The sequence below is a fragment of the Ruegeria sp. SCP10 genome (assembly GCF_040329495.1).
GTDB lineage: Bacteria > Pseudomonadota > Alphaproteobacteria > Rhodobacterales > Rhodobacteraceae > Ruegeria.
In genome coordinates this window covers 1,038,920-1,063,942 of the sequence record NZ_JBDZYF010000001.1, presented here as the reverse complement: position 1 = coordinate 1,063,942, position 25,023 = coordinate 1,038,920, and the positions used below count along the sequence as shown (strand labels likewise).

The window sequence follows — 25,023 nt, the reverse complement described above, 5'->3', positions numbered from 1 at the left end:
GATGCTGACGATGTTTGGCGAACTGATCACATTGGGCGCGCTGGGTGTTTTGCTGGCCGGTGCTGCAGCCAAAGCCGTTGAGGCAAAAAAGGTCCGGGTTCGGGCTGAGGCAAAGAAAAGACGGAGGCGTTGATGGACGGCTCAAGATATGATGACGGCAGCGCGGATGCGCTGAGCGGCGAGCAGAAGATTCGCAACTTCAACATCAACTTCGGCCCACAACACCCTGCGGCGCACGGCGTTTTGCGCTTGGTGCTTGAGCTGGACGGCGAGATTGTGGAGCGTTGCGATCCGCATATCGGCCTGCTGCACCGTGGTACCGAAAAGCTGATGGAAAGCCGGACGTATCTGCAGAACCTGCCGTATTTCGACCGACTGGATTACGTGGCACCGATGAACCAGGAACATGCCTGGTGTCTGGCGATTGAGAAATTGACCGGTGTTGAAGTTCCGCGCCGGGGCTCTCTGATCCGGGTGCTGTATTCCGAGATCGGGCGCATCCTGAACCACCTGCTGAATGTGACGACGCAGGCGATGGACGTTGGCGCTTTGACCCCGCCTCTGTGGGGTTTTGAAGAGCGCGAAAAACTGATGGTGTTCTACGAGCGTGCCTGTGGTGCCCGCCTGCACGCCGCCTATTTCCGCCCCGGCGGTGTCCACCAGGACCTGCCGCCCGAACTGCTGGACGATATTGAGGCGTGGAGCCACGAGTTCCCTGCCGTTCTGGACGACATTGACGGGCTGCTGACCGAAAACCGTATCTTCAAACAGCGCAACGCAGATATCGGCGTGGTGACCGAGGATGATATTCAGAAATACGGTTTCTCTGGCGTGATGGTCCGTGGCTCGGGCCTCGCATGGGACCTGCGCCGCGCGCAGCCTTATGAATGCTATGACGAGTTCGAATTTCAGATCCCCGTCGGTAAGAATGGCGACTGCTATGACCGTTATCTCTGCCGCATGGAAGAGATGCGCCAGTCGCTGCTGATCATCCGTCAGGCCATCGCCAAGATCCGCGAATGCCCAGGCGACGTTCTGGCCCGTGGCAAGATCACCCCGCCGACACGGTCGGACATGAAAACCTCGATGGAAAGCCTGATCCATCACTTCAAGCTCTACACCGAAGGTTTCCACGTCCCCGCTGGCGAAGTTTATGCCGCTGTCGAAGCTCCCAAGGGTGAGTTCGGCGTCTATCTAGTTGCCGACGGCACCAACAAGCCTTACAGGGCCAAACTGCGCGCGCCCGGCTTCCTGCACCTGCAAGCCATGGACCACGTCGCCGTAGGCCACCAACTGGCCGACGTCGCCGCCATCATTGGGACCATGGACGTTGTGTTTGGGGAGATTGACCGGTGAGGTTTTTGTTGTTTTCAGTTGCGTTCTTATCAATGGTCAGCGCTGCTGTTGCTCAGAACGGTTGGGTGCTTTCGGCAGATGGTAAAGCGAAGGGCGTTTCGGAAGGGGCTATTTACATTCAACAGCTCTTGGAAGGGTATACTGACCAAGACTTTGCCGTGTTGTATGATCCGGATTCACCAGAAGCGAAAACTGAGTTCTGCAAAAGCCATCTGAGTTATGCGGAACGCTCTCTTGCTCAGGCGCTGTCTGATTATGAGTATACTGTCAGCATTTCGGTCAAGGGTGTTGCTCCACACAATCTGGGCACGGAATGCGCACTGAACTCAACTCGCAACGCAAAAATTGAAATTGAGGGGCCGACTGAATAATGCTCCGCCGTCTTCATCCCGAACAACCCGAAAGTTTTGCCTTCACCGCTGCCAACCAGCAATGGGCCGAAGCGCAGGTTACCAAGTACCCCGAAGGCCGTCAGGCCAGCGCGGTGATCCCTCTGCTGTGGCGCGCGCAAGAGCAGGAGGGGTGGCTGACCCGCCCGGCGATTGAATCCGTCGCCGACCTGCTGGGCATGGCCTATATCCGCGTGCTTGAGGTCGCCTCGTTCTACTTCATGTTCCAACTGCAGCCGGTTGGGTCTGTGGCGCATATTCAGGTTTGCGGCACGACCTCTTGCATGATTTGTGGGGCCGAGGATCTGATTGCGGTCTGCAAGGATAAAATCGCGGCCAAGCCGCATGAGTTGTCTGGCGATGGTAAGCTGAGCTGGGAAGAGGTCGAATGCCTGGGGTCCTGCGCGAACGCTCCGATGGCGCAGATCGGCAAGGACTATTACGAAGACCTGACGGCTGAGAGCTTTGGCAAGATCATCGACGACCTGGCGGCGGGCAAGGTGCCTACGCCGGGCCCGCAAAACGGGCGCTATGCAGCGGAACCGCTGGACGGATTGACCAGCCTGACCGAACACGACGCCGGAAAGCCAAAGCATAATGCCAGCGTGGCCTTGGCCACCGATCTGGGCGACACGGTCAAGCGCATCGACGGGACTGAGGTTCCGATCCTGACCCCTTGGCTGGGCAAGGATGGCAAGGCCGCGGCGACCAAATCGGCCCCGAAACCGCCCAAAGCGCCGAAACCGGCCAAACCTGCCGTGAAACAGGCGGAGGAGGCGAAGGCCGCCAAGGAAGCTCAGCCAGAAACACTGACCGCCGCGCGGGATGGCAAACCCGATGATCTGAAACTGCTGAAAGGCGTCGGCCCCAAGTTGGAGCAGACGCTTAATGAGCTGGGTTTTTATCATTTCGACCAGATCGCAGCCTGGACGCCCGAGCATGTGGCTTGGGTCGATACACGGTTGAAATTCAAAGGTCGGATCGAACGCGACGGTTGGATCGCACAGGCGGCCAAGCTGGCGGCGGGGGAAGAGACCGAGTTTGCCAAGCGCGCCAAGAAAGACGGTATTTACGAAGACTGAGATGGACACGGATAAGGAACAGGCCATGGCCCGCAAGGGTCGACATATTGGCATCGTCATTGCCGTGACGATGGCGATCTGGCTTGCCATGAACCTGTTCATCGGTCCCGCTTTGGGGCTGACCACGCGCCATGCATTGTTTTTTGATCTCGCCGCTCTGGCCGGGTTCATCTATGCGGGCGTCAACATATTTCAACTCTGGCGCATGCGTCAGGAAAGCCGAAGGTAACACGCGATGCTGAAGGATCAGGACCGGATCTTTACCAACATCTACGGGATGCATGAGCGTACGCTGCGCGGTGCGCAAGTTCGCGGGCATTGGGATGGCACGGCTGGATTGATCGAAAAGGGGCGCGACTGGATCATCCAGACGATGAAGGATTCCGGCTTGCGCGGTCGCGGTGGCGCGGGTTTCCCCACCGGTCTGAAATGGTCCTTCATGCCCAAGGAAAGCGACGGACGTCCGGCCTATCTGGTTGTGAACGCAGATGAATCCGAGCCCGGCACTTGCAAGGACCGCGAGATCATGCGCCACGATCCGCATACGTTGATCGAAGGCTGTCTGATCGCCTCTTTCGCGATGAACGCACATACCTGCTACATCTACCTGCGCGGCGAATACATCCGCGAGCGTGAGGCGTTGCAAGCCGCGATTGACGAAGCCTATGACGCCGGCCTGCTGGGCAGGAATGCCGCTGGTTCGGGCTGGGAATTCGATCTCTTCCTGCATCACGGGGCCGGGGCTTATATCTGCGGTGAGGAAACAGCCCTGATCGAAAGCCTTGAGGGCAAGAAGGGCATGCCGCGTATGAAACCTCCGTTCCCGGCGGGGGCGGGGCTTTACGGTTGCCCGACCACAGTGAACAATGTGGAATCCATCGCTGTTGTGCCGACCATTCTGCGTCGCGGCGCCGATTGGTTCGCGGGCTTCGGTCGTCAGAACAATGCGGGCACCAAGCTGTTTGCGATCTCGGGCCATGTGAACAACCCCTGCGTTGTCGAAGAGGCGATGTCGATTTCCTTTGAGGAATTGATCGAAACCCATTGCGGTGGCATTCGTGGCGGTTGGGATAATCTACTGGCGGTGATCCCCGGTGGTTCCTCGGTGCCTTGTGTGCGCGGTGAAAACATGCGCGATGCGATCATGGATTTCGACTATCTGCGTAACGATCTGGGCTCGGGCCTGGGCACGGCGGCGGTGATCGTGATGGACAAGTCCACCGACATCATCAAGGCGATCTGGCGTCTGTCCAAGTTCTATAAGCATGAAAGCTGCGGCCAGTGTACGCCCTGCCGCGAAGGCACCGGCTGGATGATGCGCGTGATGGATCGTTTGGTGCGCGGTGAGGCCGAGTTGGAAGAGATCGACATGCTGTTTGACGTGACCAAACAGGTCGAAGGCCACACGATCTGCGCCCTTGGCGATGCGGCGGCCTGGCCGATCCAGGGCCTGATCCGCAATTTCCGGGACGAGATCGAAGATCGCATCAAGGCCCAGAAATCGGGTCGTTCAAGCGCGATTGCAGCGGAGTAGGAAACATGGACCTATTCACAGATTATTCTCATGCTGTTGCTTCGGTTGTGATTTTCACGCTGGTCGTATTGTTGTTGTCGCCCCTCACGGCGATGGCCAAACAGAGCAAAGGGTTGGCACCGGGTGCGACGCCTGATCAGGACTATGCCGACCGTGCTTATCGTTTGAATCGGGCCTATCTGAATGGAACAGAAACGCTGCCGGCTTTCGTCGCGGTAACAATTGCCGCGATTTTGCTGGGCGCGAGCCCGTTTTGGGTGAACCTGTTGGCTTCGGTGGCACTGGTTGCGCGGTTGGCGATGCTGGTGGTCCATATTCGCGGAACGGGCAAGCCAAATTCAGGCATCCGTTCGGTCTTTTATGTGCTGAGCTGGGCCTGCATGTTTGTGATTGGGGTCATGGCTTTGGTGGCGGCGTTTTGATGAGGAGCAAAGGTAAAGTGAACTGGTCGACGGTTGGGCGCATTCGTTCAGGTACGTGCGTTGCTATTACAGCCGTAGCGCTTGTGTCGGCCTGTGGTACGATCACAAAATCAAGTGACCGGGTTCAGTTCGAAGGCAACTTCTTCCGTGCCAAGGCTAGGCCTGTGGACAAGAAAAAGGCCCCGACTGATTTTACTGTTGTCGTGAACGGCGTCTCGCAGTCCCTGAACGGCGCGCGTGAAGCCGGGCGCTATGAGGGCACGAAGTACTGTATCGAGCAATTCGGCTCCTCCCGTATCGAATGGAAGGTCGGGCCTGATACCGAGCCGGATCAGCTTCAGATCAGCGACGACAAACTGTCTTTTGCAGGAACGTGTCAGCGACCATGATCTGTGTTTTTGCATATCAGAGCGTGAAAGCGTGTTTGCTATCGCATAGCAGACCGTCAGGCCTTTGTTTTGGGGAACCCAAAACAAAAGGAAAGAACATGTCTGTAGCAAAATCCCTAAGCCTTGCCGTTTTGTTGACATTGCCAGTTGCGGCCGAGGCAAAACCGCCGCTGCGCGACGTTCAAGAGATCGACAACGAGCTATACTATATCGCCATCGCCAATGAGATTTCTGAATATTGCCCCTCGATTAGTGGCCGGCGCCTTAAAGCGATCAACGTAATGTGGGGGCTGCGGTCCAAAGCCCATAAGCTGGGATATTCCGACAAGGAAATCCGCGCCTATGTGGAATCGGATGCTGAAAAAGACCGGATGCGCGCCAAGGGTGAGGCTTATCTGGCGCAAAACGGCGTGTCTTATGACGCACCGAACTCATTTTGCGCACTGGGTAAGTCCGAAATTCAAAGAAACAGCGCCATCGGCGTCTATCTGAGGTCGAATTGATGATGCGGTTTAGGGCAGCGCAAAAAACTCTTCTTGGCGGATTGATTCTGCTTGTTGTAGCGGGGTGTCAGACCACTACCAGCGAGTCACCCGAAGTGGCGGCTGCACGTGCGCCGTTCCGCACCGAAATGCCGGACAACCTGTACAATGTTGCTTTTGCCAATGCGATGGCCGAACAAATTTCAATCGGATGCCCTTCATTGTCGATGAACCGGCCACAGATCGCGAGCAGCATGAAAGCGGTGGCTGACGATCTTGAGGCCAAAGGGTATCAGGAAAGCGACTTTAAATATCTTGAACAAAATCTGCCTCGGAAACGGATTCAAGACGATGCAATCCGGTACATCCAAAGCAACGGGATCGTCATCGGTGTGCCTGAAACCATGTGTTCGGCGGGCCGTCGCGAGATCGCCAAAGGCTCTGCCATTGGCACATTCCTAAAAGGGTAACGTCACAATGTCTGACCTCCGCAAGATCAATATCGACGGCCAGGAAATCGAAGTCGATGGCGCGATGACCCTGATCCAGGCTTGTGAACAAGCCGGGGTCGAGGTGCCGCGCTTTTGCTATCACGAGCGTCTGTCGATTGCCGGAAACTGCCGGATGTGTCTGGTCGAGGTCGTGGGCGGACCGCCGAAACCTGCGGCCTCTTGCGCGATGCAGGTGCGCGATCTGCGCCCCGGTCCGGAAGGTCAGGCGCCGCAGGTCAAGACGAACTCGCCCATGGTCAAGAAGGCCCGCGAAGGGGTAATGGAGTTTTTGCTGATCAACCACCCTCTGGACTGCCCGATCTGCGACCAAGGCGGTGAGTGCGACCTGCAGGATCAGGCCATGGCCTACGGCGTTTCGGGGTCGCGTTTCAAGGAAGCGAAGCGTGCGGTGGATGATTTGGATCTGGGGCCGCTGGTTGGCACCGCGATGACCCGCTGTATCAGCTGCACCCGCTGCGTGCGCTTCACCACCGAGGTTGCCGGGATCACCCAGATGGGTCAGACCGGGCGCGGGGAAGATGCCGAAATTACCTCGTATCTGAACCAGACGCTGCAATCGAACCTTCAGGGCAATATCATCGATCTTTGCCCGGTTGGGGCACTGACCTCGAAGCCTTACGCCTTCACCGCCCGTCCTTGGGAACTGACCAAGACCGAGAGCATCGATGTGATGGACGCTTTGGGTTCGAACATTCGCGTGGACACTAAGGGGCGTGAAGTTATGCGTTTCTTGCCGCGGAACCATGATGGCGTGAACGAGGAATGGATCAGTGACAAGACCCGTTTTGTCTGGGATGGCCTGCGCCGTCAGCGTCTGGATACGCCCTATATCCGTGAAAACGGCAAGCTGCGGCCTGCATCGTGGCCCCAGGCGCTGAACAAGGCGGCTGAGGCGTTGAAGGGCAAGAAAGTTGCGGCCTTAGTGGGTGATCTTGTGCCGGTTGAAGCTGCCTTTGCGCTCAAGCAGCTAGTCGAAGGTCTGGACGGCAACATTGAATGCCGCGTGGACAATGCGCGTTTGCCTGCCGGAAACCGCTCGGGATATGTCGGGACGGCGTCAATCGAAGATGTCGATGACGCAAAATACATCCTTCTGATTGGAACCAACCCGCGTGACGAGGCGCCGGTTTTGAATGCACGGATCCGAAAGGCGTGGCTGAACGGGGCCAAGATCGCCAATATCGGACCTAAGGCTGATCTGACCTATGACGTCTTCCAGATGGGTGACGGGCGCGATGCATTGATTGATCTTCAAAAGCACGAGTTCGACGATATTCTGGAAAAGCCCTCGGTGATCATCGTCGGAATGGGCGCTTTGCGTGAAGCAGATGGTGCAGCGGTGCTGGGGCATGCCATGGAGGCAGCGGCCCGGACCAACGGTAAACTGATGGTCCTGCATACTGCTGCGGGTCGTGTCGGAGCAATGGACGTAGGTGCTGTGACGGAAGGCGGGCTTGAGGCGGCAATTGACGGAGCAGAGGTGATCTATAACCTCGGCGCGGATGAGGTCGAAATCGATGATGGGGCCTTCGTCATCTATCAAGGCAGCCACGGCGATCGGGGCGCACATCGTGCCGATTTGATCCTGCCGGGCGCGGCCTATACCGAAGAAAACGGTCTGTTCGTAAACACCGAAGGCCGCCCGCAACTCGCGATGCGCGCCGGGTTTGCACCGGGCGAGGCCAAAGAAAACTGGGCTATCCTGCGGGCCCTTTCCGCAGAATTGGGTGCGACGCTGCCCTATGACTCGCTGGCGCAGCTGCGCACAGCGTTGATTGAGGCGGTACCGCATCTGGCCCGCATCGACGAGGTGATCGAAAATGAGGTGCAGCCGCTGGAAGCTGGTGCATTGGGCGACGCGACGTTCCGCAATGCGGTTAAGGATTTCTACCTGACCAACCCGATTGCCCGCGCCTCGCAACTGATGGCCGAGCTTTCGGCGCAAGCCAAAGCCCTGAAAACCGATAGGATCGCCGCAGAATGATCCGAACCTCTGACATATCCCCGAAGACCCACGGTGTGAGGACCAATGGCTGATTTCTTTAACACCCCGGGCGGCATCGCCCTGATCATCCTTGCCCAAGTGCTTGCGGTTGTGGCCTTTGTGATGATCTCGCTATTGTTCCTTGTCTATGGCGACCGCAAGATCTGGGCCGCCGTCCAAATGCGCCGAGGCCCCAACGTTGTGGGCGCTTACGGCCTTTTGCAAACGGTGGCAGATGCGCTGAAATATGTGGTCAAAGAGGTTGTCATCCCGGCGGGTGCGGATCGCTCGGTTTTTATCCTTGCACCTCTGACATCCTTCGTATTGGCCATGATCGCCTGGGCGGTGATCCCATTCAACGATGGCTGGGTCCTGTCGGATATCAACGTCGCCATTCTATATGTCTTCGCTGTCTCCTCGTTAGAGGTTTATGGCGTGATTATGGGTGGTTGGGCGTCGAACTCAAAGTACCCGTTCCTTGGGTCGCTGCGGTCAGCCGCGCAGATGATTTCCTATGAAGTCTCTATTGGCCTGATCATTATCGGCATCATAATCTCGACCGGGTCGATGAACTTTGGCGACATCGTGCGTGCACAGGATGGGTCCTTCGGGTTCTTCAGCTGGTACTGGCTGCCGCATTTCCCAATGGTCTTCCTGTTCTTCATCTCGGCGCTGGCCGAGACAAACCGTCCGCCCTTCGACTTGCCCGAGGCGGAGTCCGAGCTGGTCGCAGGCTATCAGGTCGAATATTCGGCCACGCCCTTCCTGCTGTTCATGGCGGGTGAGTACATCGCCATCTTCCTGATGTGCGCCCTGACCACTCTGCTGTTCTTCGGTGGCTGGCTGTCGCCGATCCCAGGCCTGCCAGACGGTGTGCTATGGATGGTCGCCAAGATGGCGTTCTTCTTCTTCCTCTTCGCGATGATCAAGGCAATCACGCCGCGCTACCGCTATGACCAACTGATGCGGCTGGGCTGGAAAGTGTTCCTGCCGTTCTCGCTGGTCTGGGTGGTGTTTGTTGCCTTCGCGGCGAGGTTCGACTGGTTCTGGGGCGCGTTCGCGCGTTGGAGCGTGGGGGGATGACATGGATTGTGAGCCGCCATTCCGCTACGACGACTACGAACGCTTTTGGAACTGTCAAAGTGGTTTGTCGCAGGAGGTCCGCGAAATGTTAGTGGAACGTTGCGCGAATGACCAAGACAGCGTGGTTCTGAATACGATTGGAGTGTCTGGAGTTGTGTATACGATCTCGGCGAAATGCGCTGACATCCGGACTCAAGAAGATCACTCGACAAGTGTTGATGAGGTAACCGAATGACCCAAATCGACTATACCCGCGCTGCCAAGTACTTTCTGCTGCAAGACTTTTGGGTCGGCTTCAAACTGGGCATGAAGTACTTCTTCGCACCTAAGGCCACCGTGAACTACCCACACGAAAAGGGCCCCCTGTCCCCACGCTTCCGGGGTGAACACGCCCTGCGTCGTTATCCCAACGGTGAGGAACGCTGCATCGCGTGCAAACTCTGCGAGGCGATCTGCCCCGCGCAGGCCATCACCATTGATGCCGAACCGCGAGAAGACGGCAGCCGCCGCACCACGCGCTATGACATCGACATGACCAAGTGCATCTATTGCGGCTTCTGCCAGGAGGCCTGCCCGGTCGATGCCATTGTCGAAGGCCCAAACTTCGAGTTTGCGACCGAGACACGAGAAGAGTTGTTTTACGACAAGGAAAAGCTGCTGGATAACGGCGAACGCTGGGAAGCCGAGATCGCCCGCAATCTGGAAATGGACGCGCCGTACAGATGAATGACAGCCCGACAAATCCGTTCGAGCTGATGATGAAACAGGCTCAGGACATGGCCAAGGCGATGAACCCGGCGATGGAAAGCTTCTCGCCCAAAGGGTTCGAGGCGCTGTGGCCGACGATGCCGAAAGAGGTCATGGAGATGATGTTCGGCAACACCGTCAACAAAGACGGGCTGGATGCCAAGACCCGCCTACTGCTGACGCTGGCCGGACTGACCTGTCAGGGCGCGCAGGCGGATTCGGCGGTGCGCCAAACCGTGCGCCACGCGCTGGAAGCGGGTGCCAAGAAACAAGAGATCGTGGAAACGATCGGTCAGATGTCGGTCTTTGCCGGCATCCCGGCCATGACCCGCGCGCTGGATCTGGCGCAAGAGGTCCTGGGCGATAACGAGGAAGAGGATCAATGACTGTCTTTGCCTTCTACCTGTTTGCCATCAGTGCCATCACCGGCGGTCTGTTCACGGTGATCAGCCGCCAGCCGGTGCACTCGGTGTTGTGGCTGATCCTGTCCTTCCTGTCCTCGGCCGGGCTGTTCGTGCTGCTGGGGGCCGAGTTCGTGGCGATGCTACTGATCATCGTCTATGTCGGCGCGGTTGCGGTGCTGTTCCTGTTCGTGGTGATGATGCTGGACGTGGACTTTGCCGAGCTCAAGGCCGAGATGGCGCGCTATATGCCACTGGCCTTGCTGATCGGTTTGGTCATCCTGATGCAGTTCGTCATGGCCTTTGGCGCATGGGACAGCGCGCAGGGTGCGGCGGCCAATCTGGCCCAGCCGGTTCCGGCGGATCGTCACAACACCGAGGCACTGGGTGTCATCCTTTATGATCAATACTTCCTTCTGTTCCAGCTGGCGGGTCTGATCCTGCTGGTGGCCATGATCGGCGCCATCGTTCTGACCCTGCGCCATCGTCAGGACATCAAGCGTCAGGACATCATCGGCCAGATGATGCGCGACCCGGCCAAGGCGATGGAATTAAAGGACGTGAAACCGGGGCAGGGGTTGTGATGCGTTTGGTTGTCCTAACGCTCGTTCTCGTTGCTGTCGTCGCAACAAATGGAACACTACCGGGCCACCCGAATGGGCCGGGTTTTCCTGGCCCTGCGGTTTGGGGTGTGAAGGAAGTGAAGCCGGAGGGGTGGTTTTGAGAGTTAAAATTCTCCAAATCTCCCTTCTTGCGTTTCTGCCGCAAACGGGTTTTGCGGTTCAGCTGAACGACTGTGCGCGTTTGTTCGATGGCCATCATTTTGGTGAAACCGGTCATCAAGTTGTCGGTGATGGTGTGGTCGCATTCAACCACGGTGGTCTCTTCTGTTGGGACGAGACTGGGTGTACCGAAACTGAAAGTCTTATTGTCTCTGCATGCCAGACTGGGCAGACACTTACCATTGCAACGCAACTCAATAGGGAACTGGACAATACCCTGTTGGACCGACGGGATGAAGCCGAACGAACGCTGCGCCTATTGGTCAATGACAAGGCCAGCCGGACATGGGTTTCCCTGAAAAGAACTTTTGTGAACAAAGCCTTCAGGGTCGACGAGACTATGGAAACTGCAGAAAACTGCGCCTGTGCTGCGGCATTCCCGGAACTTCGCAACGGGAAACAAAAATTCGAGGGACTATGAGAAGATGATCGGACTTGAACACTATCTTACGGTCGCGGCGACGCTGTTCGTCATCGGCATCTTCGGTCTCTTCCTGAACCGCAAGAACGTCATCATCCTGCTGATGAGCATCGAGTTGATGCTGCTGGCGGTGAATATCAACCTCGTGGCGTTCTCCAGCTTCCTCGGTGATCTGGTCGGGCAGGTGTTTACGCTGTTCGTGCTGACCGTGGCTGCGGCTGAGGCGGCGATTGGTCTGGCCATTCTGGTCTGCTTCTTCCGCAACCGTGGCACCATCGCGGTTGAAGACGTCAATATGATGAAGGGCTAAGAGAACTATGGAAACCACCATCCTCTTTGCCCCTTTGGTGGGCGCACTGCTCTGCGGGTTCGGTTGGAAGTTCATTGGCGAGAAGGCCGCCATGTGGACCGCCACGGGCCTGCTGTTCCTCGCCTGCCTGCTGTCTTGGATCGTGTTCCTGTCCTTCGATGGCCAGACCCAACAGATCGAAATCCTGCGCTGGATCGAAAGTGGCTCGCTGTCGACAAGCTGGGCCATTCGTCTGGACCGCCTGACCGCAATTATGCTGATCGTGGTGACGACCGTTTCCGCGCTGGTGCATCTGTATTCCTTTGGCTACATGGATCACGACCCGCAATGGCGCGAGGGCGAGAGCTATAAGCCGCGCTTCTTTGCCTATCTGTCCTTCTTCACCTTCGCGATGCTGATGCTGGTGACAGCCGATAACCTGGTTCAGATGTTCTTTGGCTGGGAAGGCGTGGGTGTCGCGTCCTACCTGTTGATCGGGTTCTATTACCGCAAATCCAGCGCCAATGCGGCAGCGATGAAGGCGTTTATCGTTAACCGGGTTGGCGATTTCGGCTTTGCGCTGGGGATCTTCGCGATCTTCTTCCTGACCGATAGTATCAATTTCTCGGATGTTTTCGCCTCGGCCCCGACACTGGCCGAGACGCAACTGACCTTCCTCTGGGGTGAGTGGAACGCTATCGAGGTGATCTGCGTGCTGCTGTTCATCGGCGCGATGGGCAAGTCAGCGCAATTGATCCTGCACACCTGGTTGCCGGACGCGATGGAAGGCCCGACGCCTGTGTCGGCTCTGATCCACGCTGCGACCATGGTGACAGCGGGTGTCTTCCTGGTTTGCCGCATGTCGCCGCTGATGGAGTTCGCACCGGGTGCAACCGGGTTCATCACTTTCCTTGGCGCCTCGACCGCGTTTTTTGCGGCGACCGTGGGGCTGGTGCAGACGGACATCAAGCGCGTCATCGCGTACTCAACCTGTTCTCAGCTGGGCTATATGTTCGTTGCTGCGGGTGTCGGTATGTACTCGGCGGCGATGTTCCACCTGCTGACCCACGCATTCTTCAAGGCGCTGCTGTTCCTCGGGGCAGGTTCGGTGATCCATGCGATGCATCATGAGCAAGAGATGACCGAATACGGCGGATTGCGTAAGAAAATCCCCTATACGTTCTGGGCGATGATGATCGGAACGCTGGCCATCACCGGTGTGGGGGTCCCGCTTACCACGTTCGGTTTCGCCGGGTTCTTGTCCAAAGACGCCATCATCGAGAGCGCGTTTGCGGGTGGTACAGGATACGCCTTCTGGATGCTGGTGATTGCCGCTGTCTTTACCTCGTTCTACAGCTGGCGGCTGATCTTCCTGACCTTCTATGGCGAACCGCGCGGGGACAAGCATACGCATGATCACGCTCATGAGAGCCCGATGGTGATGCTGGTGCCTCTGGGCGTTCTATCGCTGGGCGCGGTTTTTGCCGGGATGCTCTGGTACAATAATTTCTTCGGCCATACCGACAAGGTGGGCAAGTTCTACGGCATTCCGGTGGCTGAGGCCTCAGAGCATGGTGGTGCGCATGGCGATGCCCATGCAGGCGAGGGTCACGCCGACGATGCACATGCTGATGACTCACATGGCGACGATGCGGGTCATGGCGAGAAAGACGATCATGGCGAGCATCATTATGTGTTTGCGGGTGAGCCGGGTGAGGGCGCTTTGTACATCGCGCCCGACAACACGGTGCTGGACGATGCGCATGCGGTGCCAAAATGGGTCAAAGTCTCGCCTTTTGTGGCGATGCTGTTGGGTTTTGTCGTGGCTTGGCTGTTCTACGTCAGCGATGGCAAGGTCTACTTCGCCGGGTTCGAAGTTCGGTTACACAAAGGCAATCTGCCGGCCCGTTTGGCCGCCAACCAGCGTCCGCTCTACCTGTTCCTGCTGAACAAATGGTACTTTGACGAAATCTATGACGCGATCTTCGTCAAACCCACCATCGCCATCGGTCGCTTCCTGTGGAAACGCGGTGACGGCAACACAATCGATGGTTTCCTGAACGGAGTAGCAATGGGCATCGTTCCCTTCTTCACCCGCCTCGCAGGCAAGGCGCAGACTGGGTACATCTTTACCTATGCCTTCTGGATGGTGCTGGGCATCGCGGCCCTTGTGACCTGGATGTCGATTGGCGGAGGGGCGCAGTAATGGACAATATCCTTTCCATTGTTACCTTCATCCCGGCGATTGCAGCAGGCATTCTGGCGTTGTTTCTGCATGGCGATGATGCGGCGGCACAGCGGAATGCCAAGTGGATCGCCCTGCTGGCGACCACGGTAACCTTCCTCGTATCCATCGGCATCTACACGGGTTTCGACCCCTCGAATACCGGCTTCCAGATGGTGGAAGAGGGTGAGTGGCTGATGGGTCTGAAATACAAGATGGGCGTGGATGGCATCAGCGTTCTGTTCGTGCTGTTGACCACCTTCATCATGCCGCTGACCATTCTGGCCAGCTGGAACGTAACCGACCGCGTCAAGGAATACATGGTCGCTTTCCTGCTGCTGGAAACACTGATGCTGGGCGTGTTCATGGCACTGGATCTGGTGCTGTTCTACCTCTTCTTCGAGGCCGGTCTGATCCCGATGTTCCTGATCATCGGCATTTGGGGCGGAGCGAACCGTATCTACGCCAGCTTCAAGTTCTTCCTTTATACCTTCCTCGGCTCGGTGCTGATGCTGGTGGCGATGGTCGCGATGTATGCCGACGCGGGCACCACGGATATCGAAGCGCTGATGAGCCATCAGTTCTCGTCCGAAGGGTTTAGCGTGCTGGGCATCTATATCGTCGGCGGGATGCAGACGCTGATGTTCTTGGCGTTCTTCGCCTCGTTCGCTGTGAAAATGCCGATGTGGCCGGTGCACACCTGGCTGCCGGATGCACACGTTCAAGCCCCGACCGCTGGCTCGGTGGTACTTGCGGCGATCCTGCTGAAGATGGGTGGCTATGGCTTTCTGCGGTTCAGCCTGCCGATGTTCCCTGTGGGCTCAGCAGTGATGACCGATCTGGTGCTGTGGATGTCAGCCATCGCTGTCGTCTACACCTCGCTTGTGGCGTTGGTGCAGGAGGATATGAAGAAGCTAATCGCCTATTCCTCGGTCGCGCATATGGGCTTTGTGACCATGGGTATCTTTGCTGCGAACCAACAGGGTATCGATGGTGCGATCTTCCAGATGCTCAGCCACGGGTTCATCTCAGCAGCGCTCTTCCTGTGTGTCGGCGTGATCTATGACCGGATGCACACCCGTGATATCGAGGCCTACGGGGGCTTGGTGATCCGTATGCCCGCATATGCGTTGGTCTTCATGCTGTTCACTATGGCCAATGTCGGTTTGCCGGGTACATCGGGCTTCATCGGCGAATTTCTGACCCTGATGGGCGCCTTTCAGGTTAACACCTGGGTGACCGCAGTGGCGGCGACCGGGGTGATCTTTTCAGCCGGTTATGCGCTGTGGCTGTACCGCCGGGTTGTGTTTGGTGATCTGATCAAGGAAAGCCTGAAGGCGATGACGGACATGAGCTCGCGCGAGCGGCTGATTTTTGCGCCGCTGATCATCATGACCATCCTGCTGGGCGTCTACCCGTCGCTGGTAACCGATGTGATCGGGAACTCGACGGCTGCACTGATTTTGAACTATGACACGGCTCTGGCCGCGGCAGAGGCCGCGACCCAGTCGGCCGCCTCGCACTAAGGGAGCTTTGGAGACATGATCCAAGCTGATCTGACAATAATCCTGCCAGAGATCGTTCTGGCCGTGTATGCGATGGTGGCTCTGATCGGAGCCGTCTACACAACGAAAGACGGGTTGGCCCCGGTGCTGGTCTGGACAACGGCGGGACTGATGGCGCTGCTGTCCTTCTGGATTGCCACCAATGGGGACGGAACCAACGTCGCCTTCAACGGCATGTTCATTGACGATGGGTTCTCGCGCTTTGCCAAGGTTGCAGTCTTGCTCTCTGCCGCCGCTGTTTTGGTCATGAGTCAGGACTATATGGCGCGCCGCGATCTGTTGCGGTTCGAATACCCGCTGCTGGTCGCATTGGCTGCTGTTGGCATGATGATGATGGTCAGCGCAGGCGATCTGATGTCACTGTATATGGGGCTGGAGCTGCAATCGTTGGCGCTCTACGTCGTGGCCGCGCTGCGCCGCGACAGCGCGAAATCGACCGAGGCGGGTTTGAAATATTTCGTCCTGGGCGCGCTCAGTTCAGGTCTGCTGCTGTATGGGGCGTCGCTGGTTTATGGTTTCACCGGGACAACCTTGTTCTCTGGCATCATCACCACCGTGCAGGCCGGAGAGGTCTCAATCGGTTTGCTGTTCGGTCTGATCTTCCTGATCTCGGGGCTGGCCTTCAAAGTCTCTGCCGTGCCGTTCCATATGTGGACCCCGGATGTGTACGAGGGCTCTCCGACCCCGATAACAGCTTTTTTCGCCACCGCGCCCAAAGTGGCCGCCATGGCGCTGTTTGCGCGGCTGTTGCATGACGCCTTTGGTGGCATCGTGAAGGATTGGCAGCAGGTGATCGTGCTGCTATCGGTTCTGTCGATGCTGCTGGGTGCAGTCGCTGCCATTGGTCAGCGCGACATCAAACGCCTGATGGCGTTTTCATCGATTGCTCATATGGGTTACGCGCTGATCGGTCTGGCCGCAGGGACCGAGCTGGGTATCAAAGCCATGCTGATGTATCTGGCCATCTACGTGACGATGAATATCGGTACCTTTGCCTTCATCCTGATGATGGAACGCGACGGAAAACCGGTCACCGATATCGATGCACTGCGCCAGTACTCCAAACGCGAGCCCGGCAAGGCGCTAGCGGTTCTGATCTTGATGTTCAGCCTTGCCGGCGTGCCGCCGATGCTAGGCTTCTTCGCCAAGTTCGGCGTTTGGCAAGCGGGTGTCAGCGCGGGTCTAACCGGGCTTGTCATCGTCTCGGCCATCGCCTCGGTCATCGGGGCGTTCTACTATCTGCGGATCGTGTTCTACATGTATTTCGGTGCGGAAAACGAAGAACCGATCGAGACGCGTTCGACACCTGTTTTATGGGTGGCGCTGATGGGCTCGGCCGCTTTGATGCTGGTGGGCGTATTCTACCAGTTCGGGGTTGAGGGTGCAGCGGCTGCCGCTGCGGCGACGCTTGTCAACTGATCTACTCTGCTTAAGTATGAAATGGCTCGGTCGCACGACCGGGCCTTTTTGACATGAGCAGTTGGCCTGACGGATACGGCCTGCATGTTGTGCAAGAGGTCGACAGTACCCTGAACGAAGCGATCCGTCTGATGCCGCAAGCTCAGGGGCCTGTGTGGATCATGGCACATAACCAGACCGCCGCGCGTGGCAGGCGAGGCCGGGCTTGGACGCACCCGAAAGGCAATCTGGCAGCGACGCTGCTGATGCGTCCCAGTGGCGATCCTGAACAGGCCGCACTGCGGAGCTTTGTGGCTGCGCTGGCACTGTTTGATGCCTGTGTTGCGGTGACAGGTCGTGCAGAAGGACTGGCGTTGAAATGGCCCAATGACGTGTTGCTGAACGGTGGCAAACTGGCCGGTATCCTGCTGGAAAGTACGGGGCAGGGGCGCAATGTCGGGCATCTATCGATCGGGATCGGCGTGAACCTGATGGACGCTCCGGGTGCGGATATGGTCGAGCCCGGCGCGGTGCGCCCTGTCTCGCTCTTGTCAGAGACCGGGGCACAGGTCTCGCCCGAGGATTTCCTGACCGAACTCGCCGCCGCATTTGCGCGGTTCGAGGCGCAATTTATGTCCTATGGGTTCGAGCCGATCCGCACCGCATGGCTGGCGCGCGCGGCCCGCTTGGGTGAGGTCATCACGGCCCGTACTGCGACGTCCGAAACCGTGGGAACCTTTGAAACGGTAGACGCGGGGGGCAACCTTGTCCTAAACACCGCGAAAGGCCGCATTGGCATTCCTGCGGCCGATGTGTTTTTCTGAAGGGGGCTCAGATGCTTCTGGCCATCGACTGCGGCAATACGAACACTGTGTTCTCGATTTGGGACGGCGAAAAGTTCCTGTGTACCCTGCGCACATCGACCCATCATTCGCGCACCGCTGACGCCTATTTCACCTGGTACTCGACGCTGGTGAAACACTATGGGATCGAGGCCGAGATCAGTGACGTCATCATCGCCTCGACCGTGCCGCGTGTTGTCTTCAACTTGCGTATCTTTGCGGATCGGTTCTTTGGTTGTCGTCCGCTGGTTGTGGGGAAACCCGATTGCGTGCTGCCGGTGCCTCCGCGCATTGACGAAGGCACTGTTCCGGGGCCGGACCGTTTGGCCAACGCCGTTGGTGCGTTTGACCGCCATGGCGGCAATGTGGTCGTCGTGGATTTCGGCACCGCAACCAATTTCGATGTTGTGGCCGCAGATGGCGCTTATGTCGGTGGTATCATTGCACCGGGTGTGAACCTCAGCCTTGAGGCCCTGCACCAGGGCGCCGCAGCGCTGCCGCATATCGACATCACGCGCCCGGACAAGGTCATTGGTACGAATACGGTTGGCTGTATCCAATCGGGCGTGTATTGGGGATATTCCGGTCTGATCGAAGGGCTGATTGCCCGCATCAAGACCGAATATGGAATGCCGATGAAAGTCGTTGGAACTGGAGGGCTTGCACCCTTGTTCGATCAGGCCGACGTGGGGTTCGACGCAATCGAAGATGATCTGACGATGCACGGCCTGACCGTGATCCATCGCTATAACAAGGAAAATGGCTCAACATGAGCAGCGAAAGACTGATCTACCTGCCGCTAGGCGGGGCCGGTGAAATTGGGATGAACGCCTATGTGTATGGCTATGGCGAGCCGGGCAAGGAACGTCTGATTCTGGTCGATCTGGGCGTGACGTTTCCGGATATGGACACCACGCCTGGGGTAGATCTGATCCACGCCGATATCTCGTGGCTGCATGAACGCGCCGACCGGCTTGAGGCCGTGTTCGTGACCCACGCGCATGAGGATCACGTGGGGGCGGTTGCGCATTGCTATGAGGCGCTGGGGGCACCGGTCTATGCGCGCGCCTTTACCGCCAATATCGCCCGTCGCAAGATGGAAGAACATGGTCACCCCGAAGATGCCGTGCATACGGCTTCGGCCTGGCCCGAACAGGTCTCGGTTGGCCCGTTCACGGTTGGCTTTCTACCTGTATCACATTCGATCCCCGAAAGCGCTGCACTGGTGATTGATACGCCTGCAGGTCGGATCGTGCATTCGGGTGATTTCAAACTGGACACAAATCCAGTGGTGGGCGAACCGTTTGATCCCGATCTCTGGGCCGAGGTTGCTAAATCGGGCGTGAAGGCGCTGGTCTGTGACAGCACCAATGTGTTCTCGTCTCATCCCGGTCGTTCCGAGTCCGAAGTCGGGCCTGAGATCACCAAGCTGGTCGAAAGCGCCGAAAGCATGGTCGTCGCAACCACTTTCGCGTCGAACGTGGCGCGGGTGAAGACACTGGCCGAGGCCGGGCAACGGGCTGGCCGGTCGGTTGTTTTGCTGGGCCGCGCCATGCGTCGGATGATCGAAGCGGCGACAGAAACCGGCATACTGTCAGACTTTCCTAAGGTGATCAGCGCCGAGGAAGCAGTGGAACTGCCACGTCAGAACCTCATGTTGATTGTAACTGGCAGCCAGGGCGAGCGCCGCGCTGCCAGTGCGCAGCTGGCACGCGGCAAATATCGTGGGATCGAGTTGAAAGAGGGTGATTTATTCCTGTTTTCATCCAAGACCATCCCCGGCAATGAGCGTGGCGTGATTTTCATCATGAACCAGCTCAGCGAAAAGGGCGTCGATGTAGTGGATGACAGCTCGGGGCTTTATCACGTCTCGGGCCATGCAAACCGGCCTGATCTTGAGAAAGTGCATGCGTTGGTTGATCCACAATTCGTGGTTCCGATGCATGGGGAACACCGCCATCTGCGTGAACATGCCAAGCTGGCTGAAGCTGGCGGACGGACGGGTGTTCTTGCTGTGAATGGCACCATGCTCGACCTGACTGGCAACGCGCCCAAAGTAGTGGACTATGTCGAAACCGGACGCACTTATCTGGACGGTACCGTCAAGATCGGCGCGTTGGATGGGATCGTGCGTGACCGTATCCGTATGGCGCTGAATGGACATGTGACCGTGACCGTTATTCTGGATGAAGAGGATGAACCGCTGGGTGAGCCTTGGTGCGACACGATGGGTCTGCCCGAGACCGGAACATCACGTGCGGCGCTGGTTGAAGTGTTGGAAGAAGACCTGAACCAGTTCCTGATGCGGGCCGAGGCCAAGACGCTGCGAGACGACGACAAGCTCGAAGAAGCGATGCGCCGGATCGTGCGCCAGACGGCAAAAACGGAGATCGGCAAGAAGCCGGAAGTGACAGTAGTGATCAGCCGGATGAAGTAAGCCGGGCGTCAGTCGACATCCGGCATTGGAACGCCCCTAAGGCGGAAAAACAGGCTCGCCTCGTCATTGTTGCTGTAGAACGGCACCGATGCGGGCGGGCTAGGGTCCGCGACACGGGTTTCGATTTCGGCCAGCACGACCTCGGTGATGAAGGGCAGGTCCAGATCGCGGGCGCGGTTCAGTTTGACCCATTGCAGATGCGAAAGCTCATCCGATGCACGGCTGAAATCATCCAGATCTCCTTGAATCTGATCTGCATCCACCAGAAAGAACCGCGCATCGAACCTGCGGGGTCGACCCGGTGGGGTGACGGCGCGAAACACAAACTGCAATGCATTGGCCGATGGCAGGAAACCTGACCTGGCAAAGCCGGACCAGTCTGCGGGTACGTCTCCTTGCCAATTGCCGGGCTGACCCAAGATCAACCCGGTTTCCTCCCACAGCTCGCGGATCGCTGCAGCGGCCAGTGCCGTTTGCAGACCGGGTTCCGAATGCTCTGCCAGGCGATCATGGCAGAGCGCAGGCAGGGCATCTGCAAGCGCGATGTCGGCGTCCGCTGGATCAACCGCACCGCCCGGAAACACGAATTTGTTCGGCATGAAGACGGCATTCTTGCCGCGCTGCCCCATCAGGATCGACGGATCAGACAGCCTGTCACGCAACACGATGACCGTTGCGGCGTCTCGTATCGCGGTCTTATCGATGCTCATGCGTGGTTGGTTCCGGTGGCAGGCGTCATCAAGCCTTTTCAAACCCGTTCATACGACGTGCCCATTGATAGGCCACGACGGCGCCTTTCAGCCGGGGCAGCAGGTACAAAGACAAGGCCACACAAGCGATCGAGAGGCTGATCGCCATGGTCCAGGGATCCGGTCGCCAATGCACATACGAGACATGCAGAACAGGCGCCAGAAGGTGCCCGACCAGCAAAATCGTCAGATAGGCAGGGCCGTCATCGGCGCGGTGATGAAACAGCTCTTGCCCGCAATTCGGACAATGGTCGTTCACCTTCAAATAGCTGTGCAGCAGCTTGCCTTCACCGCATTTGGGGCATTTGCAGCGAAATCCTTTGACCAGCGCGGGCCAAGTCTCGCGCTCATCTGCGGTTTCAGTCGATTTGTCGATTGTCTGGTCCATAGCAATACTCATGCGTTCGGCTTTCGCAGATATTGCGCCCGAATGTTACGAGTTAAAAGGGGGGTGCGTCGCTTTGTGCCGATGTGATTTTTTGGGCCCGCGCAAAAAATATGCGATCCAGGCGACGGAAATGCCCGCGGGGTGCGTTTGAATAGGTATGAGCAGCGGTGATGAGGCCGCTTCAAAAAGGGGAAAGACCTATGAAGAACTCAACATTTATTTCGGGGATCATTCTTGCCGCGGTTGCAATCACAGGCACATCCGTTTTGGCAGCCGGTCCCAAAGATCGCCAGCCAGCTTCGTTCCAAGAACTGGACGCAAATGGGGATGGTCAGATCACCAAAGATGAAATGACGGCCCATCGCAACGCACGGTTTGCAACCGCTGATACCGATGGCGATGGTCAGTTGAGCGTGGATGAAATGCAGGCCGCAGCGCAGCAGAGGTCCAGCGATCGAGTGACCAAGATGTTCGAAAAGCATGACGCAAACGGGGATGGTTTTCTGAGCGATGATGAGTTGCCCAAACCTCGCCGGGCTGACAAGATGTTTGATCGGATTGATGCCGATGACAGCGGCGGCATCTCGGAACAGGAATTTGCTGATGCAAAAGACAAAATGGGCCGACACAAAAAGCGCCAGAATGCGGACGCCGACGATAGCTGATGCGGGATGGAGGATCTGACCTCCCACTCACAGACCGGTTGCGGTGGCACCTCCGCCGCAACCGAACTTGGCGACGATGCGTTGCTAAGGCGCTTTGCTGATGGCGATGCGGGTGCGGCACGGATTTTAACCGACCGTCTTGGCCCGCGCTGCTATTCGGTGGCACTGCGTGTTTTGGGAAACCGGGCCGAGGCTGAAGATGTCACCCAGGACGCGATGATGCGCCTGTGGCAGATGGCACCCGATTGGGTTCCTGGTCAGGCCAAGGTTTCAACATGGCTCTATCGGGTGACGCTGAACCTGTGCACGGATCTACGGCGCAAGAAACGGCCCGAGCCGTTGTCAGATGTGTCCGAGCCCGAGGATGACAGCGCCGGTGTCGTCGAGCAAATGCAGGACGCTGCGCGAAAGGACGCGCTGCAAGCGGCTCTAGACATGTTACCGGATCGGCAGCGGCAAGCGGTTGTGCTGCGCCATATCGAGGAATTGTCCAACCCCGAGATTGCCGGGATCATGGAGATTTCGGTAGAAGCGGTTGAAAGTCTGACCGCGCGGGGAAAACGCAGTCTGGCCGCACTTCTGGCCGAACGACGGGATGAACTGGGGTACAAGAATGGCTGATAAGGATATGGAATTGGATCACCTGTTCGCCGAGGCCCGACAGCGCCGGGATGCGTTGCCGGATGATCTGGTCGTACGGATACAGACTGACGCCGAGGCGGTTCGGCTGGAACGTCTATCGAAACCACCGACGCAAGGCCTCTGGTCTCGCATCACGGGTCAGCTTGGAGGCTGGCAGGGTTTGGGTGGCTTGGTCGCTGCAAGTGCTGCCGGGGTTTGGATCGGATTTTCAGCGCCTGCATTTCTGCCTGATCCGGCCAGCTTTGTTGGGGGGCAGGATACGGCCTATCTGGTTTCGGATCTGGGATTTGACACAAGTTTTCTGGAGGCTGCGGAATGAGCGCGGAAACCAAACCGAAGCGGCGTTGGATGCCGATTGTTCTGGTCATCTCGCTGGCCTTGAATTTTTTGGTCATTGGAATGGCCGCAGGGACTGCTTGGCGCCTGAAAGGAAGCGATCACGCCAAGGCGCCGCCTGGCTTCGGGCCTGCCTTGTATCGCGCGTTGCCGAAAGGCGAGCGCAATGCCATGTGGCGGGAATTGTCTGCGCTGCACAGAAAGGGGGCCAAGGAGCGGGCCGAGGATTTCGCCGCCATGTCGCAAGCTTTGCGGGCTGTTCCGTTTGACCCGGCTGCGGTTGAGGTTCTACTGCAGCAGCAGACCCGCTCGATGGTTGAGATTCAGGACGAGCTGAAAACTCGCTGGCTGGCACGCGTAACCGCGATGTCAGATGCCGAGCGACAGAAATACGCCGATCGCCTGCAAGAGGTGGTCTCACGTGGCCACAAGGGAAAAAAGGATAGAGGCTGAGATTAGGCTGCGCTTTGCCTGATCCGGACCTGATTGCGCCCGGCTTTCTTTGCAGCATAAAGCGCTTTGTCCGCAGATTTCAGTAACCCGTTTACAGGTTCGCATTGTTCCTCTGCCGACAGGTCCGAAGGCAAGGCGTACTTCAGGCCAATGCTGATCGTAACAGAGACGGGGGGCTTATGATCAGACAAGTGAAAGGGTTGATCGCAGATACTGTCGCACAACGCTTCGGCAAGCTTCAGCGCGCGGGCGCGCGACATGTTTGATGCGCCGATCATGAATTCCTCACCGCCGATACGGGCGACAAAGCCTGCGTCTCCTAGCACGTGTTGCATACGCTCGGCCGCTTGTTTCAGCACCAGATCGCCGCTGGCATGCCCATAACGGTCATTGATTGCTTTGAAATGGTCAAGATCGGCCAGCATCACGACAAACCCGCGTCCGGATTTGGAAGACTGACGCGCCATTTGTGCCATCGCGTGCATTCCATAGCGGCGGTTGTGCAAGCCGGTCAGAGGATCGATCCATGAATCCGCGATGCCGCGTTTCAATGAAGCGCGCATCTTGTCGATACGGGTTTTACGCGCCAGTTGATTGGCCAGCCGCAACTGGATCTCCTGCGCGCAGTAACCCCCGAGGCAAACTGCATCTGCTCCCCGATCCAAGGCCTCGGATGCCATGGCAGCGTTCTTGTCGGTCAGAACCCCGATCAGAACCGTATGACGCGTTGCACCGCGTGACCTGAGATCAGCCAGGATGTTCAACCCCGATGGGCTGGTATCCAGTTCGATGACAATCGCGTCGGACGGGGGGCCGGACAAAAGCGTCTGCAAACTTGATTGCGTGTGCCAGGCAACGGAATGCGGTGACTTATCTGCAAGGTCTTTACACCAAGAAGCGCCGGTCCGAGGCGACAGGGACAGGATGTCTACACGCGCTGGTTTGAACGGTGTGGGGAAGGCGCTCGTTTCTTCTGCAAATCCAATGCTTTGCGTCCCGTGATTGACACATAGATCCTGCGTGTCCGCGCGCGCGCGCAGCAGGCTTCGAACGCGGGCCAGCAGCAACGTATCCTTGAAAGGATGGGTCATGACGTCATCAAGACCGTCCTCTAGCGCGCGCAGGCGGGCGGCCTTGTCATTCTGCGGGGCAAGGGCAATCACCGGTACATCGCCCAGGTCGGGTTCGCTCAGGATCAGTTTCTTCACATCTGCCGCCGTCCCATCTGGCAGGGATTGCGCTGTCAGCAACAGATCAGGCCGTGTCCGCCGCAAGAGCGCCTCAAGGCCCTTGAGCCGCTCCCCTTGTACCACATGGTACCAGGCCGCCGTCAGCTGAACCTTCAGCATGATGCGGTTGGTTGATACCCCGTCGAGGACAAGGATGGTTCCCTGCACGGACATTGTTGCTCACCCATTGATTGCATGCGTCAACAAAGTGTTTATGAGTCT

30 protein-coding genes are annotated in these 25,023 nt (G+C 57.8%); 27 read left to right on the top strand and 3 right to left on the bottom strand.

Annotated features, from left to right (window positions below):
- Position 1: 1 nt before the first annotated feature.
- From ABLN87_RS05430 to ABLN87_RS05320, 23 genes are all read left to right on the top strand, one after another.
- The gene (locus ABLN87_RS05430; RefSeq protein WP_353008134.1) at positions 2-133 is read left to right on the top strand and encodes a hypothetical protein; all 132 of its coding nucleotides are present in this window, start codon (positions 2-4) and stop codon (positions 131-133) included.
- Complete coding sequence (locus ABLN87_RS05425; protein WP_353008132.1) at positions 133-1,356, top strand: NADH-quinone oxidoreductase subunit D; 1,224 nt, start codon at positions 133-135, stop codon at positions 1,354-1,356. Before ABLN87_RS05430 ends, ABLN87_RS05425 begins: the two co-directional genes overlap by 1 nt.
- Entirely contained in the window at positions 1,353-1,727 is a 375-nt protein-coding gene (locus tag ABLN87_RS05420; RefSeq protein WP_353008130.1) for a hypothetical protein, read from the top strand. Before ABLN87_RS05425 ends, ABLN87_RS05420 begins: the two co-directional genes overlap by 4 nt.
- A complete protein-coding gene (nuoE, locus tag ABLN87_RS05415; RefSeq protein ID WP_353008129.1) occupies positions 1,727-2,827 on the top strand; it encodes an NADH-quinone oxidoreductase subunit NuoE in 1,101 nt (366 codons plus the stop codon). Before ABLN87_RS05420 ends, nuoE begins: the two co-directional genes overlap by 1 nt.
- Before the next feature lies 1 nt (position 2,828).
- The gene (locus ABLN87_RS05410; RefSeq protein WP_353008128.1) at positions 2,829-3,056 is read left to right on the top strand and encodes a DUF5337 domain-containing protein; all 228 of its coding nucleotides are present in this window, start codon (positions 2,829-2,831) and stop codon (positions 3,054-3,056) included.
- Between the two features lie 6 nt (positions 3,057-3,062).
- On the top strand, positions 3,063-4,361 hold the full coding sequence (gene nuoF / locus ABLN87_RS05405; RefSeq protein WP_353008127.1) for an NADH-quinone oxidoreductase subunit NuoF: 1,299 nt from the start codon (positions 3,063-3,065) through the stop codon (positions 4,359-4,361).
- A 5-nt stretch (positions 4,362-4,366) separates the two neighbouring features.
- A complete protein-coding gene (locus tag ABLN87_RS05400) occupies positions 4,367-4,783 on the top strand; it encodes an MAPEG family protein (RefSeq protein WP_353008126.1) in 417 nt (138 codons plus the stop codon).
- A 17-nt stretch (positions 4,784-4,800) separates the two neighbouring features.
- Complete coding sequence (locus ABLN87_RS05395; protein WP_353008124.1) at positions 4,801-5,172, top strand: hypothetical protein; 372 nt, start codon at positions 4,801-4,803, stop codon at positions 5,170-5,172.
- 98 nt (positions 5,173-5,270) lie between these two features.
- The gene (locus ABLN87_RS05390) at positions 5,271-5,675 is read left to right on the top strand and encodes a DUF5333 domain-containing protein (RefSeq protein ID WP_353008122.1); all 405 of its coding nucleotides are present in this window, start codon (positions 5,271-5,273) and stop codon (positions 5,673-5,675) included.
- Positions 5,675-6,124 (top strand): DUF5333 family protein, encoded by a 450-nt coding sequence (locus ABLN87_RS05385; protein ID WP_353008120.1) that lies wholly within the window; start codon positions 5,675-5,677, stop codon positions 6,122-6,124. The genes ABLN87_RS05390 and ABLN87_RS05385 overlap by 1 nt, the downstream gene beginning before the upstream one ends.
- A 7-nt stretch (positions 6,125-6,131) precedes the next feature.
- Positions 6,132-8,150 carry an NADH-quinone oxidoreductase subunit NuoG gene (gene nuoG, locus ABLN87_RS05380; protein WP_353008119.1) on the top strand — a complete coding sequence of 673 codons (2,019 nt, stop codon included), beginning with the start codon at positions 6,132-6,134 and terminating at the stop codon, positions 8,148-8,150.
- 45 nt (positions 8,151-8,195) lie between these two features.
- Complete coding sequence (gene nuoH / locus ABLN87_RS05375; RefSeq protein ID WP_353008117.1) at positions 8,196-9,233, top strand: NADH-quinone oxidoreductase subunit NuoH; 1,038 nt, start codon at positions 8,196-8,198, stop codon at positions 9,231-9,233.
- 231 nt (positions 9,234-9,464) lie between these two features.
- Positions 9,465-9,959 carry an NADH-quinone oxidoreductase subunit NuoI gene (gene nuoI, locus ABLN87_RS05370; protein WP_353008116.1) on the top strand — a complete coding sequence of 165 codons (495 nt, stop codon included), beginning with the start codon at positions 9,465-9,467 and terminating at the stop codon, positions 9,957-9,959.
- On the top strand, positions 9,956-10,366 hold the full coding sequence (locus ABLN87_RS05365; protein ID WP_353008115.1) for a carboxymuconolactone decarboxylase family protein: 411 nt from the start codon (positions 9,956-9,958) through the stop codon (positions 10,364-10,366). The genes nuoI and ABLN87_RS05365 overlap by 4 nt, the downstream gene beginning before the upstream one ends.
- On the top strand, positions 10,363-10,965 hold the full coding sequence (locus tag ABLN87_RS05360) for an NADH-quinone oxidoreductase subunit J (protein ID WP_152458578.1): 603 nt from the start codon (positions 10,363-10,365) through the stop codon (positions 10,963-10,965). The genes ABLN87_RS05365 and ABLN87_RS05360 overlap by 4 nt, the downstream gene beginning before the upstream one ends.
- 136 nt (positions 10,966-11,101) lie before the next feature.
- Complete coding sequence (locus ABLN87_RS05355) at positions 11,102-11,584, top strand: hypothetical protein (protein WP_353008113.1); 483 nt, start codon at positions 11,102-11,104, stop codon at positions 11,582-11,584.
- A gap of 4 nt (positions 11,585-11,588) precedes the next feature.
- On the top strand, positions 11,589-11,894 hold the full coding sequence (gene nuoK / locus ABLN87_RS05350) for an NADH-quinone oxidoreductase subunit NuoK (RefSeq protein ID WP_005984024.1): 306 nt from the start codon (positions 11,589-11,591) through the stop codon (positions 11,892-11,894).
- Positions 11,895-11,901: 7 nt separating this feature from the next.
- A complete protein-coding gene (nuoL, locus tag ABLN87_RS05345) occupies positions 11,902-14,079 on the top strand; it encodes an NADH-quinone oxidoreductase subunit L (protein ID WP_353008111.1) in 2,178 nt (725 codons plus the stop codon).
- A complete protein-coding gene (locus ABLN87_RS05340; RefSeq protein ID WP_353008109.1) occupies positions 14,079-15,623 on the top strand; it encodes an NADH-quinone oxidoreductase subunit M in 1,545 nt (514 codons plus the stop codon). Before nuoL ends, ABLN87_RS05340 begins: the two co-directional genes overlap by 1 nt.
- 15 nt (positions 15,624-15,638) lie before the next feature.
- Positions 15,639-17,081, top strand: coding sequence for an NADH-quinone oxidoreductase subunit NuoN (gene nuoN, locus ABLN87_RS05335; protein ID WP_353008107.1), 1,443 nt, complete (start codon positions 15,639-15,641; stop codon positions 17,079-17,081).
- 53 nt (positions 17,082-17,134) lie between these two features.
- Complete coding sequence (locus ABLN87_RS05330; protein ID WP_353008105.1) at positions 17,135-17,884, top strand: biotin--[acetyl-CoA-carboxylase] ligase; 750 nt, start codon at positions 17,135-17,137, stop codon at positions 17,882-17,884.
- A gap of 11 nt (positions 17,885-17,895) precedes the next feature.
- Entirely contained in the window at positions 17,896-18,675 is a 780-nt protein-coding gene (locus tag ABLN87_RS05325; RefSeq protein WP_353008104.1) for a type III pantothenate kinase, read from the top strand.
- A complete protein-coding gene (locus ABLN87_RS05320; protein WP_353008103.1) occupies positions 18,672-20,339 on the top strand; it encodes a ribonuclease J in 1,668 nt (555 codons plus the stop codon). The genes ABLN87_RS05325 and ABLN87_RS05320 overlap by 4 nt, the downstream gene beginning before the upstream one ends.
- An 8-nt stretch (positions 20,340-20,347) precedes the next feature.
- Here ABLN87_RS05320 and ABLN87_RS05315 read toward each other — a convergent pair whose 3' ends face one another.
- Positions 20,348-21,049 carry an NUDIX hydrolase gene (locus ABLN87_RS05315; protein ID WP_353008101.1) on the bottom strand — a complete coding sequence of 234 codons (702 nt, stop codon included), beginning with the start codon at positions 21,047-21,049 and terminating at the stop codon, positions 20,348-20,350.
- Positions 21,050-21,077: 28 nt separating this feature from the next.
- Positions 21,078-21,476 carry a DUF983 domain-containing protein gene (locus tag ABLN87_RS05310; protein WP_353008099.1) on the bottom strand — a complete coding sequence of 133 codons (399 nt, stop codon included), beginning with the start codon at positions 21,474-21,476 and terminating at the stop codon, positions 21,078-21,080.
- 200 nt (positions 21,477-21,676) lie between these two features.
- Between ABLN87_RS05310 and ABLN87_RS05305 the strand changes: the two genes are divergently transcribed.
- From ABLN87_RS05305 to ABLN87_RS05290, 4 genes are read left to right on the top strand one after another with little or no spacing between them, the layout of a single operon-like run.
- Positions 21,677-22,141, top strand: a complete 465-nt coding sequence (locus tag ABLN87_RS05305; protein WP_353008098.1) for an EF-hand domain-containing protein — start codon at positions 21,677-21,679, stop codon at positions 22,139-22,141.
- Between the two features lie 6 nt (positions 22,142-22,147).
- Positions 22,148-22,762: an RNA polymerase sigma factor gene (locus ABLN87_RS05300; protein ID WP_353008096.1), complete on the top strand. Its 615-nt coding sequence runs from the start codon at positions 22,148-22,150 to the stop codon at positions 22,760-22,762.
- Positions 22,755-23,102, top strand: a complete 348-nt coding sequence (locus ABLN87_RS05295) for a hypothetical protein (protein WP_353008094.1) — start codon at positions 22,755-22,757, stop codon at positions 23,100-23,102. Before ABLN87_RS05300 ends, ABLN87_RS05295 begins: the two co-directional genes overlap by 8 nt.
- Positions 23,099-23,572, top strand: coding sequence for a periplasmic heavy metal sensor (locus ABLN87_RS05290; protein WP_353008092.1), 474 nt, complete (start codon positions 23,099-23,101; stop codon positions 23,570-23,572). Before ABLN87_RS05295 ends, ABLN87_RS05290 begins: the two co-directional genes overlap by 4 nt.
- A gap of 2 nt (positions 23,573-23,574) precedes the next feature.
- On the opposite strand, the gene ABLN87_RS05285 is transcribed toward ABLN87_RS05290, so the two are convergent.
- Positions 23,575-24,975, bottom strand: coding sequence for a diguanylate cyclase (locus ABLN87_RS05285; RefSeq protein WP_353008090.1), 1,401 nt, complete (start codon positions 24,973-24,975; stop codon positions 23,575-23,577).
- Positions 24,976-25,023 lie beyond the last annotated feature (48 nt).

What these genes read in the sequence shown, in the direction of transcription:
- ABLN87_RS05300 (WP_353008096.1), top strand. Translation starts at nt 22,148, where the DNA reads ATGGAGGATCTGACCTCCCACTCACAGACCGGTTGCGGTGGCACCTCC.
- ABLN87_RS05410 (WP_353008128.1), top strand. Translation starts at nt 2,829, where the DNA reads ATGGACACGGATAAGGAACAGGCCATGGCCCGCAAGGGTCGACATATT.
- nuoH (WP_353008117.1), top strand. Translation starts at nt 8,196, where the DNA reads ATGGCTGATTTCTTTAACACCCCGGGCGGCATCGCCCTGATCATCCTT.
- ABLN87_RS05320 (WP_353008103.1), top strand. Translation starts at nt 18,672, where the DNA reads ATGAGCAGCGAAAGACTGATCTACCTGCCGCTAGGCGGGGCCGGTGAA.
- nuoI (WP_353008116.1), top strand. Translation starts at nt 9,465, where the DNA reads ATGACCCAAATCGACTATACCCGCGCTGCCAAGTACTTTCTGCTGCAA.
- ABLN87_RS05425 (WP_353008132.1), top strand. Translation starts at nt 133, where the DNA reads ATGGACGGCTCAAGATATGATGACGGCAGCGCGGATGCGCTGAGCGGC.
- ABLN87_RS05400 (WP_353008126.1), top strand. Translation starts at nt 4,367, where the DNA reads ATGGACCTATTCACAGATTATTCTCATGCTGTTGCTTCGGTTGTGATT.
- ABLN87_RS05360 (WP_152458578.1), top strand. Translation starts at nt 10,363, where the DNA reads ATGACTGTCTTTGCCTTCTACCTGTTTGCCATCAGTGCCATCACCGGC.
- ABLN87_RS05305 (WP_353008098.1), top strand. Translation starts at nt 21,677, where the DNA reads ATGAAGAACTCAACATTTATTTCGGGGATCATTCTTGCCGCGGTTGCA.
- ABLN87_RS05315 (WP_353008101.1), bottom strand. Translation starts at nt 21,049, where the DNA reads ATGAGCATCGATAAGACCGCGATACGAGACGCCGCAACGGTCATCGTG.
- nuoN (WP_353008107.1), top strand. Translation starts at nt 15,639, where the DNA reads ATGATCCAAGCTGATCTGACAATAATCCTGCCAGAGATCGTTCTGGCC.
- nuoK (WP_005984024.1), top strand. Translation starts at nt 11,589, where the DNA reads ATGATCGGACTTGAACACTATCTTACGGTCGCGGCGACGCTGTTCGTC.
- ABLN87_RS05385 (WP_353008120.1), top strand. Translation starts at nt 5,675, where the DNA reads ATGATGCGGTTTAGGGCAGCGCAAAAAACTCTTCTTGGCGGATTGATT.
- ABLN87_RS05310 (WP_353008099.1), bottom strand. Translation starts at nt 21,476, where the DNA reads ATGGACCAGACAATCGACAAATCGACTGAAACCGCAGATGAGCGCGAG.
- nuoG (WP_353008119.1), top strand. Translation starts at nt 6,132, where the DNA reads ATGTCTGACCTCCGCAAGATCAATATCGACGGCCAGGAAATCGAAGTC.
- nuoL (WP_353008111.1), top strand. Translation starts at nt 11,902, where the DNA reads ATGGAAACCACCATCCTCTTTGCCCCTTTGGTGGGCGCACTGCTCTGC.
- ABLN87_RS05285 (WP_353008090.1), bottom strand. Translation starts at nt 24,975, where the DNA reads ATGTCCGTGCAGGGAACCATCCTTGTCCTCGACGGGGTATCAACCAAC.
- ABLN87_RS05340 (WP_353008109.1), top strand. Translation starts at nt 14,079, where the DNA reads ATGGACAATATCCTTTCCATTGTTACCTTCATCCCGGCGATTGCAGCA.
- ABLN87_RS05365 (WP_353008115.1), top strand. Translation starts at nt 9,956, where the DNA reads ATGAATGACAGCCCGACAAATCCGTTCGAGCTGATGATGAAACAGGCT.
- nuoE (WP_353008129.1), top strand. Translation starts at nt 1,727, where the DNA reads ATGCTCCGCCGTCTTCATCCCGAACAACCCGAAAGTTTTGCCTTCACC.
- ABLN87_RS05390 (WP_353008122.1), top strand. Translation starts at nt 5,271, where the DNA reads ATGTCTGTAGCAAAATCCCTAAGCCTTGCCGTTTTGTTGACATTGCCA.
- ABLN87_RS05430 (WP_353008134.1), top strand. Translation starts at nt 2, where the DNA reads ATGCTGACGATGTTTGGCGAACTGATCACATTGGGCGCGCTGGGTGTT.
- ABLN87_RS05295 (WP_353008094.1), top strand. Translation starts at nt 22,755, where the DNA reads ATGGCTGATAAGGATATGGAATTGGATCACCTGTTCGCCGAGGCCCGA.
- nuoF (WP_353008127.1), top strand. Translation starts at nt 3,063, where the DNA reads ATGCTGAAGGATCAGGACCGGATCTTTACCAACATCTACGGGATGCAT.
- ABLN87_RS05290 (WP_353008092.1), top strand. Translation starts at nt 23,099, where the DNA reads ATGAGCGCGGAAACCAAACCGAAGCGGCGTTGGATGCCGATTGTTCTG.
- ABLN87_RS05330 (WP_353008105.1), top strand. Translation starts at nt 17,135, where the DNA reads ATGAGCAGTTGGCCTGACGGATACGGCCTGCATGTTGTGCAAGAGGTC.
- ABLN87_RS05325 (WP_353008104.1), top strand. Translation starts at nt 17,896, where the DNA reads ATGCTTCTGGCCATCGACTGCGGCAATACGAACACTGTGTTCTCGATT.